We start from the raw sequence: 18,985 nt of genomic DNA on the forward strand, positions 1-18,985 counted from the left end.
ATAGCGTTCCAAAGTTTATGCTAGTCATGGGGGAAGTTTGATTTGAGAAGCTGGTAACTTTCATCTTCTTACTTCTCCCGCCTTTTTTCTTAATTCACATTAGGCGTAATTCATGAGTTCAAACTTGATCCACTGTGCTTATGCCTAGCCAGTCTTGGATTTAGGCAATGTGAATGAAAAGCGATCGCTATGACCGGAAGAGGCAGGGGGGAAGGGAGCAGGGAGCAGGGGGAACAAGCCCTTCCCCTCTGCGTGGAGCGGAGCGGAACATGGGTACAAGCCCCGTCCTTCTAGGACGCTTATACGGGGCGCAGTCCAAGCTCCATCCCGGTCTTCCCCCTTGCCCCCTGCCCCTTTTCCTCTTCTTGACCACCGCCCAGGAAATGACGACTACACCCAAGCCGGAGAACTTTATCGGAGCAGACGTGAATTATGGTCGCCGTGTAGCTGAAGGCTTGGGGATTGCGATCGATCCATCCATGATGCCAAAGTCTCCTCAAGCTGTGGAAGCATAACAATCTGAAATAGGAAAAAATAGAACATTCGTTCTATTTTTTCTACATTAAGAAAATTAAGTTTTAACCTTTGAGAGTATTTTAACCTAGAAAAAAAAGAGAGAAAATATTAAATTTATTGAAAATAATCTGCATTAATAATATTCTTTGTATGAGCCTGTATAGCTTGTCATATAAGGTTTACAACCCTAATTGAATATCATTTTAAATAAAACATTAAAAAAATATGAATTACATTTTTCCCTGAAAAAAAATGATATGTTGGATACAGAATTGAATTTCGCACGTATCTGGAGTAGTACAACGTAATCTACTCCAGTTTTTCCCTCCTAAATCCCTTGCAAATAATGACTTTCAGCAATATTTAAAGAGGGTCTGAGTACAAAATTGTATAGTTAACAATTAGCCCAAACAGCCCTCAATTACTTGCTGTGATTGGGTTACAAATGAGTACAACTAGATCCTGAACCCCTTGCCATAAATACTCGTACCCCAACTAGAAAATACTAGAACCCCTACCTGAAAAAACTTTTAAAATTTCTTGAAATCCCTTCAACATCATCATTTGGGATTTTGAGTACAACTCTAATAAATCCAATAAATTCTATTCCAGAGATACAAACTGTAATAGTCAAAGACGACTGCTATAAATCTTATATCGCCAATCACTTAACGCTTCTACATAAAACGAAAACGAAAAGTGAGTGGAGGGATGAGATAGCACTATGCCATCTGGAATAGAAGTCGCGGCTGTACATATAAATTCTACCAAGACCCCAAGTTGACACACACCAGCCGAAACCCAAGGACTTCAAAGCCTGCCCTACTCAGCGAAGCCGCTACAGGCAATGTGGCAGACGCGACTTCAATCCTTAGGGCAAAGACCATCAGCAACGGCATCTCCCACAGGGCAGCTAGTCCACTACCGACATTTGCGAAATTCAATGACACTAAAGGTTACAGACTCCTCCGTTACTGAATCGACACCTACCACAGCAAAATCAGGTGGTTGCGGTTGCGACAGCAGCACCACCGTGGAAATGGACGAAAAGCTCCAAGAACGCATTGCTAAACATCCCTGCTACAGCGAAGAAGCTCACCATCATTACGCGAGAATGCACGTTGCAGTGGCTCCTGCTTGCAACATTCAATGCAACTACTGCAACCGTAAATATGACTGCGCTAACGAAAGCCGTCCTGGGGTAGTTAGTGAATTACTCACACCAGAAGAAGCAGCACATAAAGTCTTAGTAATTGCAGGCAAAATTCCCCAAATGACAGTTTTGGGAATTGCTGGCCCTGGCGATCCTCTGGCAAACCCAGAAAAGACTTTCCGCACCTTTGAGTTGATTGCAGACAAAGCACCAGATATTAAGCTGTGTCTATCAACCAATGGTTTGATGCTGCCGGAATATGTCGATCGCATTAAACAACTAAATATCGACCACGTTACAATTACCCTGAACACCATCGACCCAGAAATCGGCGCACAGATTTATTCTTGGGTTCACTACAAGCGTAAACGTTACAGGGGTGTAGAAGGTGCGAAAATTCTGCTAGAAAAGCAGATGGAAGGCTTACAAGCCCTGAGAGAAGCTGATATCTTGTGCAAAGTCAACTCCGTGATGATTCCTGGCATTAACGACCAACATCTAGTTGAAGTCAACAAGATGATTCGGGAAAACGGTGCATTCTTGCACAACATCATGCCCCTAATTTCTGCACCAGAACACGGTACACACTTCGGCTTAACCGGTCAACGCGGCCCTTCACAGAAAGAACTCAAGGGAGTGCAAGACCAATGCTCTGGCAACATGAAAATGATGCGCCATTGCCGCCAGTGCCGCGCCGATGCTGTAGGCTTGTTAGGCGAAGACCGTAGCCAGGAATTTACCAAAGATAAGTTCCTCGAAATGGCTCCAGAATATGACTTCGACAAACGTCAAGAAGTCCATGAAGGTATTGAGAAATTTAGAGTAGAACTAAAAGTAGCCAAAGAAAAAGTCCTAGCTGGCAAAGAAAAAACAGCTAACAATCCGAAAATCTTAGTTGCAATAGCAACCAAAGGCGGTGGATTAGTTAACCAACACTTCGGTCACGCCAAGGAATTCCAGGTTTACGAAGTAGACGGTAGTGAAGTTCGCTTTATCAGTCATCGCAAGGTTGACCATTATTGTCAAGGTGGATACGGCGAAGAAGCCACATTTGACAATATTGTTAAAACTATCGCAGATTGTAAAGCAGTTTTGGTTTCCAAGATTGGCGAATCTCCCAAAGAAAAACTGCTCCAAGCTGGTATACAGACTGTTGAAGCTTACGACGTGATTGAGAAGGTTGCTTTAGAGTTTTACGAGCAATGGAATAAGGGCTAGGGACTAGGGACTGGGGACTAGGCAAATTACCCAATCCCCAATCCTCGATACCCAATCCCCAATCTCCAATCCCCAATCAACAAGGAGAATAATCATGGCTTACACCATCACCAGCCAATGTATTTCCTGCAAGCTCTGTTCGTCTGTATGTCCCACTGGTGCAATTAAGATCGCTGAAAACGGACAACACTGGATTGACTCCGAACTGTGTACAAACTGCGTTGATAGCGTCTACACCGTACCTCAATGTAAAGCTGGTTGTCCCACCTGCGATGGTTGCGTTAAAGTACCTAGCGATTATTGGGAAGGCTGGTTTGCTAACTACAACCGAGTTATAGCGAAATTGACAAAAAAACAAGACTATTGGGATCGTTGGTTTAATTGTTATTCTCAGAAATTTTCCGAACAGCTACAAAAGCATCAGGGTGAAATCTTAGGGGTATAAAGATGAGTGTTATTTATCTCGATAATAATGCTACCACTAAGGTAGATCCAGACGTTGTAGAGGCAATCATGCCCTACCTGACCGATTATTACGGAAATCCTTCTAGTATGCACACCTTTGGTGGGCAACTAGGAAAGGCAGTCAGAACAGCGAGAGAACAAGTTGCTGCCCTATTGGGAGCCGATGAATCAGAAATTATCTTTACCAGTTGTGGAACTGAGGGTGATAATGCTGCCATTCGTGCCGCATTGTTAGCCCAACCTGAGAAGCGCCACATCATTACTACTCAGGTAGAACACCCCGCAGTCTTAAATGTCTGCAAACAACTAGAAACCCAAGGTTATACTGTTACCTATCTTTCCGTAAATAGTCACGGGCAATTGGATCTAGATGAACTAGAAGCCTCACTCACAGGTAACACCGCCCTGGTGACAATTATGTATGCGAACAACGAAACCGGGACTGTATTCCCAATTGAAGAGATTGGGAAACGGGTAAAGGAACGTGGCGCAATCTTCCATGTGGATGCTGTGCAAGCAGTAGGTAAGATACCTCTGAATATGAAGACCAGCACCATCGATATGTTAACCATATCTGGTCACAAAATCCACGCACCTAAAGGGATTGGTGCTTTGTATGTGCGTCGCGGTGTAAGATTCCGCCCCTTACTAATTGGTGGACATCAAGAACGCGGTCGCCGTGCAGGTACAGAGAATGTACCGGGAATTATCGGTTTAGGTAAAGCCGCAGAATTAGAATTACTGCACATAGAAACAGCGATTAAAAAAGAAACAAGGCTGCGCGATCGCCTAGAACAAACTTTACTCGCTAAAATCCCTAACTGCGAAGTTAACGGCGATATTACGCAGAGATTGCCCAACACCACTAATATCGGTTTCAAATACATCGAAGGCGAAGCAATTCTGCTCTCCTTAAACAAATATGGCATCTGTGCGTCGTCTGGTTCGGCTTGTACCTCTGGGTCGCTGGAACCATCCCACGTCCTCCGGGCAATGGGTTTACCATACACCACCCTCCACGGTTCGATTCGCTTCAGTCTTTGTCGCTACACTACAGAAGCTCAAATCGATCGCGTCATCGAAGTCATGCCCGAAATTGTCGAACGTCTCCGCGCCCTTTCCCCCTTTAAAAATGATGAAGCGGGTTGGCTGCAAGCCCAAGAACAGACATTGGCACATCGTTAATTAGGGAATAGGAAGAAGCTGAGGGGCAGGGAGCAGGGAGCAGGGGGAAAAAATATCTGTAATTCCCAATTCCCAGTACCCAGTCCCCAGTACCCATTCCCCCATTCAGCACTAATTATTAAGCACTCGGAACTAAATATGTGGGACTACACAGATAAAGTATTAGAACTGTTTTACGATCCCAAGAATCAGGGAGTCATTGAAGAAAACGGCGAACCTGGCGTGAAGGTTGCCACAGGAGAAGTAGGGAGTATTGCTTGCGGTGATGCACTGAGACTGCACATCAAAGTGGAAGTTGAATCTGATAAGATTGTTGACTCTCGCTTCCAAACCTTTGGCTGCACGAGTGCGATCGCTTCTTCTAGCGCTTTAACTGAAATGATTAAGGGTCTGACTTTAGATGAAGCCCTAAAAGTTTCTAATAAAGACATTGCTGATTACCTCGGTGGCTTGCCAGAAGCCAAAATGCACTGCTCTGTCATGGGGCAAGAAGCTCTGGAAGCTGCTATCTATAATTATCGTGGTATTCCTCTCGCAGCCCATGATGAAGATGACGAAGGTGCATTAGTTTGTACTTGCTTCGGTGTGAGTGAAAATAAAGTACGTCGCATAGTTATCGAAAATGACCTCACTGATGCGGAACAGGTAACAAATTACATTAAAGCTGGCGGCGGTTGCGGTTCCTGTTTAGCTAAAATTGATGATATCATTAAAGATGTAAAGGAAAACAAAGCCGCAACAAACCTAAACAATAAAGGCGGAAGTAAACCTACAAATATTCCTAATTCTGGGCAAAAACGACCCCTCACCAACGTTCAAAAGATTGCCCTCATTCAAAAAGTATTAGACGAAGAAGTAAGACCCGTATTGATTGCCGACGGTGGAGATGTAGAACTCTACGATGTAGACGGCGATATTGTCAAAGTAGTGCTGCAAGGGGCGTGTGGCTCTTGTTCAAGCTCTACAGCCACCTTAAAGATAGCGATTGAATCCAGATTACGCGATCGCATCAACCCCAGCCTAGTAGTAGAAGCAGTTTAGTTAACAGTTAACTAACACCCAAAAGAACTTTCACAACTACATAACGAACCCATCATGAACACTAATTCTAATGGTTTTTCTGTGGAGCGATCGCCCCCGGCACTTTGCCGATAGCGACGTTCTACATGAGGCTCACTGCCAAAGCTCAACCAGGCATGAGCAGCCAACAAACAAACGCAAAGACCCACCAACTAACCAACCACTAGCAGGAAAAGAGAACCATGACTGACGAAAACATTAGACAGATAGCTTTCTACGGTAAAGGCGGTATTGGTAAATCTACCACCTCTCAAAATACCCTAGCAGCTATGGCAGAAATGGGTCAGCGCATCATGATTGTAGGTTGCGACCCTAAAGCTGACTCCACCCGTTTGATGCTGCACGCTAAAGCTCAAACCACCGTTCTTCACTTGGCTGCTGAACGTGGTGCAGTAGAAGACTTAGAACTCGAAGAAGTAATGCTCACCGGTTTCCGTGGTGTTAAGTGCGTAGAATCTGGTGGTCCAGAACCCGGTGTAGGTTGCGCTGGTCGTGGTATCATCACCGCTATTAACTTCTTAGAAGAAAACGGTGCTTACCAAGACCTAGACTTCGTATCCTACGACGTATTAGGTGACGTTGTATGTGGTGGTTTCGCTATGCCTATCCGTGAAGGTAAAGCACAAGAAATCTACATCGTTACTTCTGGTGAAATGATGGCGATGTACGCTGCAAACAACATCGCTCGCGGTATTTTGAAATATGCTCACTCCGGTGGTGTGCGCTTGGGTGGCTTGATTTGTAACAGCCGTAAAACAGACCGGGAAGCTGAATTGATTGAAAACTTGGCTGAACGTTTGAATACCCAAATGATTCACTTCGTACCCCGTGACAACATCGTTCAACACGCTGAATTGCGTCGGATGACTGTTAACGAGTACGCACCTGACAGCAACCAAGGTCAAGAATACCGCGCATTAGCTAAGAAAATCATCAACAACGACAAGCTCACCATTCCTACACCAATTGAAATGGATGAACTGGAAGCACTGTTGATCGAATACGGTATCCTTGACGATGATTCTAAGCACGCAGAGATCATTGGTAAGCCCGCAGAAGCTACCAAATAGGTAATGCCGTAATCAGGAGACACGGAGACAGGAAGATGAGGAAGCAATTCCTCTTCCCACTCTCCCTTCCCGACTCCTCACTCTCCCAAATATATTTCTATTTCCCCATTCGTAAGAGTCACTGAGGCAGATATGACACCTCCAGAAAACAAGAATCTTGTAGAAGAAAATAAGGAACTTATTCAAGAAGTTCTCAAAGCTTATCCCGAAAAATCTCGCAAAAAACGCGAAAAGCACCTCAACGTCCACGAAGAAAACAAGTCTGATTGCGGCGTTAAGTCTAACATCAAATCCGTTCCTGGTGTAATGACCGCCCGTGGTTGTGCTTATGCAGGTTCTAAGGGTGTGGTTTGGGGTCCTATTAAGGACATGATCCACATCAGCCACGGTCCCGTAGGTTGTGGTTACTGGTCTTGGTCTGGTCGTCGTAACTACTACGTTGGTGTAACTGGTATCAACTCTTTCGGTACCATGCACTTCACCTCCGACTTCCAAGAACGCGACATCGTGTTTGGTGGTGACAAAAAACTCATTAAACTCATTGAAGAACTCGACGTTCTTTTCCCTCTCAACCGTGGTGTTTCCATTCAATCTGAATGTCCCATCGGTCTAATTGGGGATGACATCGAAGCTGTTGCTAAGAAAACTTCTAAGCAAATTGGTAAGCCTGTTATACCCTTACGTTGCGAAGGTTTCCGTGGTGTATCTCAGTCTTTAGGACACCACATCGCTAACGACGCTATCCGTGACTGGATTTTCCCAGAATACGACAAGCTCAAGAAAGAAAACAGACTTGACTTCGAGCCAAGCCCTTATGATGTAGCTCTAATCGGTGACTACAACATCGGTGGTGATGCTTGGGCCAGCCGGATGTTGTTGGAAGAAATGGGCTTACGCGTTGTAGCTCAGTGGTCTGGTGATGGTACTCTTAACGAGTTGATCCAAGGGCCTGCTGCTAAGTTAGTCCTCATCCACTGCTACCGTTCCATGAACTACATCTGCCGTAGTTTGGAAGAAAAATATGGTATGCCTTGGATGGAGTTCAACTTCTTCGGTCCTACCAAGATTGCTGCATCTTTGCGTGAAATCGCAGCTAAGTTTGACTCCAAGATTCAAGAAAACGCTGAGAAGGTAATTGCTAAGTACACACCAGTAATGAACTCTGTACTTGAGAAATACCGTCCTCGCCTAGAAGGTAACACCGTCATGTTGTACGTAGGTGGTCTACGTCCTCGTCACGTTGTTCCCGCTTTTGAAGACTTGGGTATCAAAGTAGTTGGTACTGGTTACGAATTCGCTCACAACGACGACTACAAACGTACCACCCACTACATCGATAACGCCACCATCATTTACGATGACGTTACCGCCTACGAATTTGAAGAGTTCGTAAAAGCTAAGAAGCCTGATTTAATCGCTTCTGGTATTAAAGAGAAGTACGTCTTCCAAAAGATGGGTCTTCCCTTCCGTCAAATGCACTCTTGGGATTACTCCGAACCTAGCGACGGGGTGCAGATGTCAGATGAGGTAAGATTTTTCGGTGAGGGGAGAAAAAAGAGTCTATTTTTAGCCTAAATACAGGTTGTAGAGTTGGGTAGGGGCAATGTTTGTTTGAAACTACATATAATATAACTCTCATGAAGACTAGCTTTTAAGATTTTATTAAATTTGTATGAAATTAAAAATATAAATTTAGATACTATTTTAAGTTATTTTTTTTAGACTATTATCTCAATTCAATAGCCTGCTTGTGAAAAGTAAAAATCAACACAAATAATTTAGATACAGCAAACAAATTACTAAAAATGTTTAAATAGCTAGTCAATACTATGGATTTACTACAGCAATCACATTTAGATTATCGCTGCCAGAATTCTTTAAATCATTAACCAATCCATTAGGATTATTCAGATAACCATCTGGATCATAAATAAAACAAAACAAGTATTTACAATCTGGATGATTGTTATACCTAATAATATCAATGGCCAACTCTTCACCAATTTTCTTATCTGTCAATGTTTCACGAGTTTTTTTCACTTCAATAACTATTTTTTCTGCTTTTAGTAAGAAATCAACTCTTGATGAACTACCAGCGTAGCTAGGAGTCCACTCTTCTGAACGAACATCATCAAAATCGACTTTTAAAAGTGAGTTTAGTAAGTCCTGTACATCATATTCATCTTTAATCTTTAAAGTCTCTCTAGCTTTGCTGTTATCTAAACGCCTTCTCTCTAATTGTCTAGCAACTAAATGAAAACGTCGACAAATTACAACAAGCCTGTTTACAGCTTGTTCTGAAAGCGTTTCTTGAGCATCTTTTTTATACAAATAAGGGTACACCTCATCTAAAGATAGAGCATAGTTGACTGCGCTAAGAACTTCATTGTTAATTCTATGTATCTCAAATACAGGAAATGGAGGTTCTTTATTTTCTACTTGATAATGCTCAAATACATCTGCAAAAATAGTGTTTTGGCTTAAAAGAAGATTTTGAAATCTTATTAGAGCAGTTACAAGTTGTTCTGGAGAGGAAAAACCTTCAGGTATGCGTAAATCACAAAATGTTTCTGATATTGAGAAAAAAGTATTGGACATTATTTGTGAAATTTCAGAATGTCTATAGTAAAATCCATAACCCTTATTAGGTCTTAATTCTTTCATGTCTTCAAAGTATTCTAAGTATTTAGCTTGAAAAAATCTACCTAAATAGTTTTGAACTTCAGGTAAGTAACGCTGCATGATTTCTCTGCCCTCGTAAAACGACTGTAATAGTTTAATTTATTTAAACTTATTTTTTATAGAATTAACGATTATTTTAAAATATAAAATATAAAGCTACATATAATTAATTTGATAAAATTTATAATCTATAATAACCTCTCTTGCTGCATCTTTTCTACGTTTTCCAATATAAATAATCCAATCTCTGATTTGTTATTTAGTAAAATAAGGTTCCTATAAAGTTCATTAATTAAGAGACTTAATCGGGTGATAAGCATCTGATTATCAGATACAGAAAAGTAAGAATTATATGTATCATCCTCACCATACATATTAATAATCAAATTGGCATTTCTATATAGCTCACTTAAATCATTGTATATACCTGATTTCATATTAATGATTGATAAAAAAATATTATCATAAGCTTTAGTAGACCATAAAATTCTAAAACACTGAATTGGTTTTTCTTGAAGATTTATATTTGTAAAATTAGATAGTTGAATTAAAGACAAAATATTATTTGTAGTAAGGTAATTCTGAAATAGTTCAGAAGACAACATATCTTTTGATAGTTGAATTTGCTGATCTTTCTTAATTTTATCCAAAAAATATGTACATATAGTTGCCATAGGAATTATCTTGATGACAGTATCTATTACCATGCTAAAATGATTATTTCCGTGCGAATTAGTTATTAGTTGATAAATACTTTGATAAGCAATACAAATAAGAAATGGTAGAAAGAAAAAAGAAATTGAAGGTAAAATAACATCCTTTTCATCCTTGACTTTCCACCAAATTGCAAGCTTTATAAACCAATTCATTCTATGGCCAATCCATATACTAGGAAATATTAGCCAGCAGATAATAACTACCAACTTAATAAAGTAATCTTCAAGCATAGACGCAAATATAAACCCAATATGTAAATATTATACATACTAGGATTAAGACAATGAAAAGTTAATAGAAAATCACATTTATAAGGTGGAGGCAGAGTAAAATATAGTTAAATATAGCGCAAAGATATAGAGCCTCTTAAATGTTCCTAAATATACACTTAAAAAGTTTCAGTAATGTTGACGGCGGGCTACGCACCCATGCAAATACTAACTTGACTGCTGCGAAATCTGCAATTTCAGCAGATACAGATAAAGGCATGGCTGGCTGATTGCCAAGGTTCCCGGTTAATTGAATAATAGCGGGAGTGATCATTCCAAGTTGACCCTAACTGAGTGTAACTGAGGAATATGTTCATCTTCGTAGTTTTCAATTAAAACACCAATAACTTCCATCAGTGAGGCAAGCGGATGATTTTCGTCTTCACCAACTTGATCAATGAGACCATCTAGCATCTCCACTAATCGCTCATATTCCTCTTCAGTATGAGGAACAAAAACATTTTCGGCAATGGATGACCAGGCAATGATAGTTTGGTCGATGTTAAAACTTTGCATTATTCCTTCCACTTTCCTTCATCATATTCTGAATGCGTTAACACAGCCCTGATGTAAAGTTTTTGGTGGTTGTAATGAATTGCTGCAATCAGTCTAACTTTGTTTCCCCCAATATTAAATACAGTCAATTTACCTACTTTATCTGCGGATGGAAAAATTTCTCGGAGTTCGACAAATGAAGAAAATTCATTCCCCTTTACCAATTGATACCATTGAGTCAGAGCGTTTTTTGTATCAGGATGAAGTTTGGCAAATTCATTCAGCCGTTTGCGAGTGATTACGTGCATTTGCAAGCTCTACATTTCATGATGATTATATCTCTCAAAAAGCTATTTAAAAAGTCCAATCCTCAATTAACAATCCGGGTACTTTTTTGAAATCTCGATGATTGTGCGTTAATAAAACTAGTTTACGGGATAGAGCGATACCTACGGTAAGCTACGCTAACGCAGCCAATAAACATCATGCAATGACCTTGATTAGCTATGCAATGACCGACTGTCGGTTGTAGGCGATCGCCCATTGGTTTTATAGTGGTTCAATTTAAGCAATTTCGTCTAACTGAGGTAATATGGATAAGATTTTTTGCTGTGGCTCAGTCTGGGAAAGCTAAACCAGTCCTGGGGTCACGGATATACAGACCCAGTGTGAGACTACGCATCACCTCATCCCAAACGGGTGTCATTTGCTCTGCTTGATCTGCCCAAAACTCGAATGTAATTAAGCATTGCACATTTGACCCCAAACCAATGCAAATCCGCGAAAAAGCTTCCCGTGGTTCTTCTTGAGTGTCGATGAATTTTAGTTCTGTCCAAACTATTTTGGCGGTTTGGCGCTTGAGGCTAATGATTTCTCCTTTTTCAATCACATCACGTCCATCGTCTTCTACTACTTTCCTCAAGGTAGGTTTAAGGGGAAATAGACTCCAGTCGTTAGGGGGAAGTTGATTAAAGGATACTTCCAGACAGCAATCATCGTTAGGCGGTTTTTTATCACTGAACTTGAAAGAGTTTTCTTGTGGCTCAAAAAACCAGTCCTGAGGGACGTTGAAGCGCACAGCACCCCGACCAGCAACAAATATTTTGTAGCCATCTGGTGCTTCCCAGTGATGGTCTGGTTTTAGGTCGAGGGTTTCTTTGATCCACTGGAGATTGCTTTTTTTGCGCTTTGCCATAATGTTTTTGCAAATCTGCTATTGTGGCGATGGTCTCCGACTAGAGGTTTTTGCCTAGTTTGGGTCGTAAGCAATTCCCTAGTTTTTTAATAGTAGCAAATTGTATATTTGGGGATGGCTAAGTTTTTTGACTGGTTTGAAGCAGCCAGTAGATAAAGACCATCGCATAAAATAAATCCACACACCCAGACAATACAAAACTAAATTTGAGTTCACCAAGCATCCAAAATGTGAAAAATATCAGGGCGATCGCTAATTTAGCTGCGGCGGCTACTGCGATGAATAATGGCTCAGGTTTGTCAGCAAAAGCCAGCCACAAGTACGCCACACCAAGTATGAAAATCCAAGACGAGATAATCCATAAATACAGGGGATGAGTATTTTGAGGTAGTGCTGAGAGTTTTTCTTGACCAAATATGGGTAATGCAAATATCACTGCTCCAAATAAATTGAAAATTGCAGTTGATATCAACACATACCGGAACCATCTGTCCATTATGTTTTGCTTGCTTATGCAGACATCCTGAAGTACATCTAATGTTATCATTAGACCGCGATTAGATAACTGAGATTTTTGGCTTTATTCAGATGCTAAAAACTGTTGGTTCATTTGCCGAATCTTAGCAGCCGCATCGTCATACAAAAATGGTAAGTAAGCATAACGACGACCTTGAGTAACAGCAGTTGCTTCATGCAGTAATGAACAGGAAAACACCACAGCACCTCCGGCTGGAGCATTGTATGTCAACTGTCCAAACTCAGGAAAACGCAGCAACCCACCTTCATATTCTCCAGTATTCAAATTTAACGATACGGCAAATTTCCTGTGTGCTGTGCCTTTTGTTGTGTTGTCGCGGTGAGGGCGGAAAAAACCACCAGTAGTACTGTCATAGCAAGATATAATATGTCGTTCAATGCGAGTTGCATCAAACTGAAATGCCTTCTTAATTTCTGGAACCAGACGGTCATGAATACGATACATAGCCGCATTTTTCAGCTTTTCATCCAAAATTTCCTGGTCTCGGCGACGCTTAAAACTGTCGTCGCTGACAGCAACGGTAAGTTCCTCAACCTGGCGCATGAATCCTGATTTTTCTCCTCCATGTTGATTGTAGTAAGCAATCAACGCTTGACACAATTCTGGTTCAAATATGCGTGGCACAACTAGAATAGGAGCTTGTATGACAGCATTCCCAACTGGTAGTGCAGGTAAACGAGAGAGAATAGAGATCAATTGAGCGACGTGGGTTTCAGGTTGGGAATTAAAGGGAAAGACTTCTAAAACCCTTAAACGTTCATCGAGTAGATAAGTACATTGAAGATAAGTACCTGATGGCTCCAAGACACCAAATTTTTGGCTAATATTCTGGTCAAAATCCCAGAAAAATCGTATTCCGGGTAACTGGGGTTGCACTCGTGCTAATTGCTGATCATCAGGGTCAATACTTACGCCGAAGAAACAGCATTTGTCGTCATCAAAAATATCTCGATGCTGCATAAAATCTTGCAGTATCATCTGGCTAACTGGATTGTTAGCTGAACCGAAGAAACAGAGCAAGACGTAACGACCGGCAATCGAGTTAAAGTGATAAGTTGGATTGCTTGTACAAACCGCTTGAAACCACGGAGCCGGTACTCCCTCTGGTAAAAACATTCCGGTTTTCCACCTAAATAATGTCAAAAATTTACTTCAGAATCATATCTTTTCTCAAGTTTCATTCAACTAGATGCGATCGCTCGCTTAACTAAATAAAACTCCAGGGAATATCCGGGAGACTACTAATATTCTTGTCTGCTTCAATGATAATCTCTGCGATCTTTTCGATGATTGCTGGAGCATCGAAATAGTCACCGTGGTCGATTGGTCGATTGGTCAAGGCTGTTGCATTGTAGCTGTACATATTGTTGGGAGCTAAGGCTGGTAAGGGATTAAGACCTAAGCTGCTCTCCCAGCGTTTTTTCAGGTCGGGGCCTGTGAATAACTCCAACCCCTTCTGTAATGATTCACGGATAGTATCTTTTTCAACTACGGAGGCCTTTAACGCATTATCGTAACGAGAGTAGAACACATGAGTTTTCTGCACTAGATGTTCAAGTCCAGAATAAAATTCACCAATAAAAGGATTTCCCACAGAACTATTCACATAGCATTTGGTCACTTCCCGACGTTCTACATCAGGAGCCAGCATTACATAACTATCAACAAAGTAAGAATTATCTCCACCCTTATCTAGTCTCTTTAATTCTTGTTCTATTTCGTCATTGATGTAAATCGGTCTAAACCTTTCTTCAACTAAGCTATTCAACATCTTGCAGACAAGATAACTGCCCATGCTATGAGCAATAATGTGAATTTTAGTTTGGGTTTTTTTGGTACGGATATAGCTGATCAAGTTAGCTAAAGCAGGGGCTGTTTGTATAGATTCAGCTCGATCAGATTGGTAATCCAAAACTCTGCCATTGGAAGGCCAGGAAAATCCCACAAAAGCAGTCAGGTCTTGTTTAGCGTCGTCGAGGTTTCCTGGAAAAGTTTTGTCTGGGTCTGTTACCACAGTATAATCGTGTTTCTTCAGGGCTAAACTTAAGCTGTCTGCAAGGACTGAAAAAGAAGTTAATGCACCATGAAAAGGAACATTGTAACCATGAACGCCAATGATAATTCGCTTGACAGCATCTTTGCACAGAAAGTTTTCAAATACGGTTTCTTGAGAATTTTCGATGATCACTTCGCTCGGCATACTTGATGGATCAGTAGTCTCCAGATAGTGAGACATATATTTCTTCATGTCAACCCAGTGATAACCACCTTTTTGTAATTTAATGCGTGTATCACGATCAATATTACGTCCTAGATTTTGGCGATCGCGGTTGGTCGCAAAGAAGCGAATTTGCATAATATTAATTAAGTACTTTTTCCTCAGTATAATTCTTTTTTTAGTAACAAATAATAACTTTTGCAAGCAATTATTACGGTAATTACATATCAATAGTAGTCTAACTCAGGCTTTTGCAATAATAAAGACCAGCAAACTTACAACACAACTCACGAAAGGCATAAGTTATGCGATGACATTCATACATACTTGATTTCTGAAATAAAAGTAGGGGAGTCACTGTGTTGAAGGGGGTTTCCCGGATTATTCGCTCGTAGTGCTCCCGCAGGGTAGCAAGTGGCGTTGGGTATTGCCCACCCTACAGATACTTGGATTGTGTCAAACATCAAATAAGATTCCTCTGTCTACACTTCAAGTTTTGCAGCGTCAGTAGTGTTATTTATTATATTCTCCAAATTTAATGTTCTTCAGATACTCATACCTATTTTGCAACTCCCGAAAATTACTTTCAATCAATGGAAAAAGTTTGTCAGGAAATGGTTCATTTAAATCAACTGGATTAATTTTTTGTAGTTCTTTTACAGAACGAATTGTTTTATAAACTGCAACGTGTTTAATATATTTTAATAATTCATTCATCAATTCTTTGCTGTTATTTTGCTTTTCTGCTAAATGAATTTTTGACTCTATGATTTCTACTATTTCTTGATGATTTTTCAAGATAAATTCTTTTTCTATTGCATCACTTGCAGCTTCAGGTAAAACATTTTGTTCAGGACTCAAAGATTTGATTCGCTTCCACATAACATTATCTTTCTCTAGCCTCAAATATATAGGCCAGTAGAACTCAGATATTTGTCTTTCTATAAAACCAATCTCTGCATTATGGCGAGCGATAGAAATCTGATTCTCTAGCTCGGAGACTTGTTGCTTCTGTTGATTCTCTAATTCGGCAATTAATTGTCTTTGATGATATTTTTCATTAGTTTCATTTTTAAATATTTCAAATCTTTGATTAAGCCAGTGTCCTGCTACCAAAACAATGCCACCAAGCAAAATTTTATCAAGAACTAATTCAATAATTTTTTCAGTAAGAGCCATTTAGCAATTTTCTCCTCTATCCAATTTGAGAATACAAATAATCTCACAATTGTAACTAGGGGTAATAAGGATTTGCCTACGTAATATTACATAGGTTTTAATATTTAGATGCAGGCAAAACATTACAACTGAATTTGTGACAAAATATGATTGTTGTCCTAGAGCCAATGCGATTCATCTGTATGGTTCAATTCAGAGTTTTAGCGAATATTTATTAGTAGAGCAGGATGAGCCTTAGTGTAAGTTAAAATTTTTGCTCTTAAAATGAAATAATGCTGAGATAATATACTAAACTATGTCTAATTATCGCAGAGTTATAGCCTCTGGAGGTACTTTCTTTTTTACACAGGTAACTTACCAAAGAATCCCTTGGTTATGTAGCGATATAGGAAGAGACAGTTTGAGAAAAGCTATTAAGCGAGTTCAGCAACTTTATCCTTTTTCTCTTGATGCGATCGCTCTTATGCCAGAACATATTCATTGTATCTGGACTTTACCAGAAAATGATAGTAATTATGCAATCCGTTGGCGATTAATTAAAAGCTTTGTTACCCAAAGTTGTGCAGAACAGTTAAACATAACAGCCGAAATTAGTGAATCTCGCAAAAAACGCCAAGAAGGGAATTTATGGCAAAGGCGATATTGGGAACATTTAATTAGAGATGAAAAAGATTTTGCTAACCATTGCGATTATATTCATTACAATCCTGTCAAACATGGTTTATGTGAATCTCCCAAAGAATGGCAATATTCAAGTTTTCACCGTTTTGTTAAACAAGGAACTTATCCAGCAGATTGGGGAACAATTCAAACACCAAATATCCCTAACTACATCGGTCGAGAATAACCATATATTGTAGGGTGCGTCAGCATAGATTCATTTTCGTGATGAAATAATCTACTCAAGCTGACGCACCCTACTTTTTACTGCTGAGTTTTGACATGAGCAGTACCAATAACCTCACCATAATCTAGAATATCAAATTTGTACTCTTCATCTGGCTGTAAAGGTGGGTAATCACGAAATTCAATGCTATCGAGAGGGTCATTCATAACAAAACTTTTCTCTGTTTAGAGACTAAGAGTAACTACTGTTAAACATAACGCCCCTTTGTACAAATTTTTATCATATATATCCTTAATTTTGCTTATTTTGTACTTAAATTTAACTCTGCTTATAAACTAATTCCATCTTTAACTTCTCAATCTCCAACTTCAACCTTTCATTCTCCATCCTCAACTTAGCATTCTCCTCTCTAATAACATCAATCTCATTCCTCTTAGTCAAAGCCTGATTAATCGCTAACTTCCGCATATCGAGGGAAAACCAACGCTGATAGGTTTGCGTGTGAACCTGCATACTATGACCTAAATTATCCGCCGCCGCTTTGATTGGTATTCCTAAAATATGCGCTCGAATTGCCCAGGCGTGACGTAAATCATAGGGTTTAAAATCTAATTTAATTTTACGAAACCACCAACTAATACGCTGAGTTAATGCTGTTATTTCCGCATGATTAGTTTTATCTTTTTTACTAATTGCTGTTGCCAGCATCTCTAAATATTTGGAATTTCTTAAATCAAACTCATCAATCCATTCTTTATGTAAGGGTAATGCTTGTCTTTCCCCAGTTTTACACTCTTTGTCTACCTTCCATGTCAAGTCTATATTCTCTTTGCTTAACCACCAATCAATATTAGGGTTAATGAAAATTTCTCTGGGGCGTAAACCAAAAACTGCTAACATTCCATACGTCCAACGCCACAGTTGCCAGCTATCTTTCACATCTTGATTAACTTGATTTCCTCTGGTAGTTAAATAGTCTTCAAATTTGGTAATTCCTAATAGTATTTCTGAATCTGTGGGGATGTTGCGAGAATTACGATTGGGCATTTTGGAATACTGAGACAAATCAATTTCTATATTGAAGGTTTGACAAAATGCAGATATGGCTCTGGCTGCATTGTATCTAGCCCATTCTTTATCGATTTGCTCAATTGAATTGATGAGATTTTCCGCCGTCGCTAAATCTTTGGGATTTGTGTATCGCTGGGTGCGGGAAAAATAGTAAAAGAAAGTATGTTCGCTTTTGGTGGTGCGTTTATGGGTTTTAAAATACTCTTCTGCAAATTTTTCTAGTAAATCAGCTATTGTTTGTGAATCTTTTTTAGTGGCTTCTTTGCCTAAATATTTATCGTTCCATTCAAAGGTTTTACGAGCGATTAATTTACCTAATTCATAAGCTTCTTCCTCAGCCGTCTTCAGTCCATCTAAGTTGGCTGGGATATTCAAGCTGAGATTGTATTGTTTTCTACCAGTGCTGTTTGTGTCCTTGTCGCCTGGTTTAATTGGTAACGTCGCTCGTAATTGCAGACTTCCGTTTGATTCCCGAATTGATACTTTTGTCTTTGCAGACTTCAAACGCAGATTTACCTTTTCTAACTCTTGTAGTACTTTTGTTCTCATGTGTTCTCTTTGCTGCTGTGCTTGCAGACTTGAGCCGAGAAAGCTGCCGTCGGTAGATGAGATTGGCTCTAAGTCTGCAAAGGCTTGCTGATATTTGTCTTGACCCTGATTTTGCATCACTGTGGTATTAGCCTATATTTAGCCTAAAAATTAATGTGTTATCAGCAAACAATGTTCATCACTAACACTGCTCAGTGCAAACATTCAACTGTTAAAAGCCATTAAATCACAAAAAGGATTACTCCGGCCCTTATCACGGTTACGACGGATTCGCTATCTTCGCCCGCGATATGGATTTAGCCCTCAACAGCCCCACTTGGAGCTTGATTGGCGCTCCTTGGAAGAAAGCTGCTGCAAAGGCTAAGGCTGCTGCCTAATTAATTCCAGGGAAATAGAGGGATAGCCTGGGGTTATTGCCCCAGGAAACCAGGGAAGAATGGTGAATGCTGAATGCTGGATGAATATTTTTATTCAATATTCATGATTCATCTCTCGTTACTACCTTGGTAGGAGTGAACCCCCCAGGCTATCCCAACTC

General features: G+C 40.1%; 21 protein-coding genes and 1 pseudogene. 9 read left to right on the forward strand and 13 right to left on the reverse strand.

Annotated elements, in window-relative coordinates; genetic code table 11:
• The first annotated feature begins 383 nt into the window (after positions 1-383).
• Positions 384-515: a hypothetical protein gene (locus tag H6G18_RS25065; protein ID WP_277875599.1), complete on the forward strand. Its 132-nt coding sequence runs from the start codon at positions 384-386 to the stop codon at positions 513-515.
• A 765-nt stretch (positions 516-1,280) separates the two neighbouring features.
• Here the strand turns inward: H6G18_RS25065 and H6G18_RS15645 are convergent.
• Positions 1,281-1,466: a hypothetical protein gene (locus H6G18_RS15645; protein WP_190408024.1), complete on the reverse strand. Its 186-nt coding sequence runs from the start codon at positions 1,464-1,466 to the stop codon at positions 1,281-1,283.
• Between H6G18_RS15645 and nifB the strand changes: the two genes are divergently transcribed.
• The 4 genes from nifB (at position 1,460) to nifU (ending at position 5,578) form a co-directional block, all read left to right on the forward strand.
• Positions 1,460-2,887, forward strand: a complete 1,428-nt coding sequence (nifB, locus tag H6G18_RS15650) for a nitrogenase cofactor biosynthesis protein NifB (protein ID WP_190408025.1) — start codon at positions 1,460-1,462, stop codon at positions 2,885-2,887. The genes H6G18_RS15645 and nifB overlap by 7 nt on opposite strands.
• 94 nt (positions 2,888-2,981) lie before the next feature.
• Complete coding sequence (locus H6G18_RS15655; protein WP_190408026.1) at positions 2,982-3,332, forward strand: DUF362 domain-containing protein; 351 nt, start codon at positions 2,982-2,984, stop codon at positions 3,330-3,332.
• Positions 3,333-3,334: 2 nt separating this feature from the next.
• Positions 3,335-4,537: a cysteine desulfurase NifS gene (gene nifS / locus H6G18_RS15660; RefSeq protein ID WP_190408027.1), complete on the forward strand. Its 1,203-nt coding sequence runs from the start codon at positions 3,335-3,337 to the stop codon at positions 4,535-4,537.
• A 138-nt stretch (positions 4,538-4,675) separates the two neighbouring features.
• Entirely contained in the window at positions 4,676-5,578 is a 903-nt protein-coding gene (gene nifU, locus H6G18_RS15665; RefSeq protein WP_010995627.1) for a Fe-S cluster assembly protein NifU, read from the forward strand.
• Positions 5,579-5,589: 11 nt separating this feature from the next.
• Here nifU and H6G18_RS15670 read toward each other — a convergent pair whose 3' ends face one another.
• Complete coding sequence (locus H6G18_RS15670; RefSeq protein ID WP_190408028.1) at positions 5,590-5,766, reverse strand: hypothetical protein; 177 nt, start codon at positions 5,764-5,766, stop codon at positions 5,590-5,592.
• A gap of 33 nt (positions 5,767-5,799) precedes the next feature.
• Between H6G18_RS15670 and nifH the strand changes: the two genes are divergently transcribed.
• Together nifH and nifD are read left to right on the forward strand one after the other, a co-directional pair.
• On the forward strand, positions 5,800-6,687 hold the full coding sequence (gene nifH, locus H6G18_RS15675; protein WP_190408029.1) for a nitrogenase iron protein: 888 nt from the start codon (positions 5,800-5,802) through the stop codon (positions 6,685-6,687).
• 132 nt (positions 6,688-6,819) lie between these two features.
• Positions 6,820-8,262 carry a nitrogenase molybdenum-iron protein alpha chain gene (nifD, locus tag H6G18_RS15680; protein WP_190408030.1) on the forward strand — a complete coding sequence of 481 codons (1,443 nt, stop codon included), beginning with the start codon at positions 6,820-6,822 and terminating at the stop codon, positions 8,260-8,262.
• Between the two features lie 252 nt (positions 8,263-8,514).
• Here nifD and H6G18_RS15685 read toward each other — a convergent pair whose 3' ends face one another.
• From H6G18_RS15685 to H6G18_RS15725, 9 genes are all read right to left on the reverse strand, one after another.
• On the reverse strand, positions 8,515-9,429 hold the full coding sequence (locus H6G18_RS15685; RefSeq protein WP_242040351.1) for a PD-(D/E)XK nuclease domain-containing protein: 915 nt from the start codon (positions 9,427-9,429) through the stop codon (positions 8,515-8,517).
• Positions 9,430-9,557: 128 nt separating this feature from the next.
• Complete coding sequence (locus H6G18_RS15690) at positions 9,558-10,316, reverse strand: hypothetical protein (RefSeq protein ID WP_190408031.1); 759 nt, start codon at positions 10,314-10,316, stop codon at positions 9,558-9,560.
• A gap of 309 nt (positions 10,317-10,625) precedes the next feature.
• Complete coding sequence (locus H6G18_RS15695) at positions 10,626-10,871, reverse strand: hypothetical protein (RefSeq protein WP_190408032.1); 246 nt, start codon at positions 10,869-10,871, stop codon at positions 10,626-10,628.
• Positions 10,871-11,158, reverse strand: coding sequence for a type II toxin-antitoxin system HigB family toxin (locus tag H6G18_RS15700; protein ID WP_190408033.1), 288 nt, complete (start codon positions 11,156-11,158; stop codon positions 10,871-10,873). Before H6G18_RS15700 ends, H6G18_RS15695 begins: the two co-directional genes overlap by 1 nt.
• A gap of 308 nt (positions 11,159-11,466) precedes the next feature.
• Positions 11,467-12,045 carry a hypothetical protein gene (locus tag H6G18_RS15705; protein WP_190408034.1) on the reverse strand — a complete coding sequence of 193 codons (579 nt, stop codon included), beginning with the start codon at positions 12,043-12,045 and terminating at the stop codon, positions 11,467-11,469.
• 118 nt (positions 12,046-12,163) lie between these two features.
• Positions 12,164-12,520: a hypothetical protein gene (locus H6G18_RS15710; RefSeq protein WP_206757216.1), complete on the reverse strand. Its 357-nt coding sequence runs from the start codon at positions 12,518-12,520 to the stop codon at positions 12,164-12,166.
• 105 nt (positions 12,521-12,625) lie between these two features.
• The gene (locus H6G18_RS15715; protein ID WP_190408036.1) at positions 12,626-13,699 is read right to left on the reverse strand and encodes a redoxin domain-containing protein; all 1,074 of its coding nucleotides are present in this window, start codon (positions 13,697-13,699) and stop codon (positions 12,626-12,628) included.
• A 91-nt stretch (positions 13,700-13,790) separates the two neighbouring features.
• A complete protein-coding gene (locus H6G18_RS15720; protein ID WP_190408037.1) occupies positions 13,791-14,939 on the reverse strand; it encodes an alpha/beta hydrolase in 1,149 nt (382 codons plus the stop codon).
• 375 nt (positions 14,940-15,314) lie between these two features.
• Positions 15,315-15,980 carry a hypothetical protein gene (locus H6G18_RS15725; protein ID WP_190408038.1) on the reverse strand — a complete coding sequence of 222 codons (666 nt, stop codon included), beginning with the start codon at positions 15,978-15,980 and terminating at the stop codon, positions 15,315-15,317.
• A 295-nt stretch (positions 15,981-16,275) separates the two neighbouring features.
• Here H6G18_RS15725 and H6G18_RS15730 point away from each other — a divergent pair, with 295 nt between their 5' ends.
• Entirely contained in the window at positions 16,276-16,827 is a 552-nt protein-coding gene (locus H6G18_RS15730; RefSeq protein WP_190408039.1) for an REP-associated tyrosine transposase, read from the forward strand.
• A gap of 77 nt (positions 16,828-16,904) precedes the next feature.
• Here H6G18_RS15730 and H6G18_RS25070 read toward each other — a convergent pair whose 3' ends face one another.
• Positions 16,905-17,033, reverse strand: coding sequence for a hypothetical protein (locus tag H6G18_RS25070; protein ID WP_277875600.1), 129 nt, complete (start codon positions 17,031-17,033; stop codon positions 16,905-16,907).
• Positions 17,034-17,145: 112 nt separating this feature from the next.
• The gene (locus tag H6G18_RS15735) at positions 17,146-18,564 is read right to left on the reverse strand and encodes a site-specific integrase (protein ID WP_190408095.1); all 1,419 of its coding nucleotides are present in this window, start codon (positions 18,562-18,564) and stop codon (positions 17,146-17,148) included.
• Between the two features lie 110 nt (positions 18,565-18,674).
• On the opposite strand from H6G18_RS15735, the pseudogene H6G18_RS25270 reads away from it, so the two are divergent.
• Positions 18,675-18,824 (forward strand): annotated as a pseudogene (locus tag H6G18_RS25270) (nitrogenase molybdenum-iron protein subunit alpha); the annotation flags it as partial.
• Positions 18,825-18,985: the final 161 nt, after the last annotated feature.

The organism is Anabaena subtropica FACHB-260 (assembly GCF_014697105.1).
In the GTDB taxonomy this organism is placed as follows: domain Bacteria; phylum Cyanobacteriota; class Cyanobacteriia; order Cyanobacteriales; family Nostocaceae; genus Trichormus; species Trichormus subtropicus.

Bases quoted from the DNA above. Each gene is read 5' to 3' on its own strand.
- H6G18_RS25065 (WP_277875599.1), top strand. From the start codon at position 384: ATGACGACTACACCCAAGCCGGAGAACTTTATCGGAGCAGACGTGAAT.
- nifB (WP_190408025.1), top strand. From the start codon at position 1,460: ATGACACTAAAGGTTACAGACTCCTCCGTTACTGAATCGACACCTACC.
- H6G18_RS15655 (WP_190408026.1), top strand. From the start codon at position 2,982: ATGGCTTACACCATCACCAGCCAATGTATTTCCTGCAAGCTCTGTTCG.
- nifS (WP_190408027.1), top strand. From the start codon at position 3,335: ATGAGTGTTATTTATCTCGATAATAATGCTACCACTAAGGTAGATCCA.
- nifU (WP_010995627.1), top strand. From the start codon at position 4,676: ATGTGGGACTACACAGATAAAGTATTAGAACTGTTTTACGATCCCAAG.
- nifH (WP_190408029.1), top strand. From the start codon at position 5,800: ATGACTGACGAAAACATTAGACAGATAGCTTTCTACGGTAAAGGCGGT.
- nifD (WP_190408030.1), top strand. From the start codon at position 6,820: ATGACACCTCCAGAAAACAAGAATCTTGTAGAAGAAAATAAGGAACTT.
- H6G18_RS15685 (WP_242040351.1), bottom strand. From the start codon at position 9,429: ATGCAGCGTTACTTACCTGAAGTTCAAAACTATTTAGGTAGATTTTTT.
- H6G18_RS15690 (WP_190408031.1), bottom strand. From the start codon at position 10,316: ATGCTTGAAGATTACTTTATTAAGTTGGTAGTTATTATCTGCTGGCTA.
- H6G18_RS15695 (WP_190408032.1), bottom strand. From the start codon at position 10,871: ATGCAAAGTTTTAACATCGACCAAACTATCATTGCCTGGTCATCCATT.
- H6G18_RS15700 (WP_190408033.1), bottom strand. From the start codon at position 11,158: ATGCACGTAATCACTCGCAAACGGCTGAATGAATTTGCCAAACTTCAT.
- H6G18_RS15705 (WP_190408034.1), bottom strand. From the start codon at position 12,045: ATGGCAAAGCGCAAAAAAAGCAATCTCCAGTGGATCAAAGAAACCCTC.
- H6G18_RS15715 (WP_190408036.1), bottom strand. From the start codon at position 13,699: ATGTTTTTACCAGAGGGAGTACCGGCTCCGTGGTTTCAAGCGGTTTGT.
- H6G18_RS15720 (WP_190408037.1), bottom strand. From the start codon at position 14,939: ATGCAAATTCGCTTCTTTGCGACCAACCGCGATCGCCAAAATCTAGGA.
- H6G18_RS15725 (WP_190408038.1), bottom strand. From the start codon at position 15,980: ATGGCTCTTACTGAAAAAATTATTGAATTAGTTCTTGATAAAATTTTG.
- H6G18_RS15730 (WP_190408039.1), top strand. From the start codon at position 16,276: ATGTCTAATTATCGCAGAGTTATAGCCTCTGGAGGTACTTTCTTTTTT.
- H6G18_RS25070 (WP_277875600.1), bottom strand. From the start codon at position 17,033: ATGAATGACCCTCTCGATAGCATTGAATTTCGTGATTACCCACCTTTA.
- H6G18_RS15735 (WP_190408095.1), bottom strand. From the start codon at position 18,564: ATGCAAAATCAGGGTCAAGACAAATATCAGCAAGCCTTTGCAGACTTA.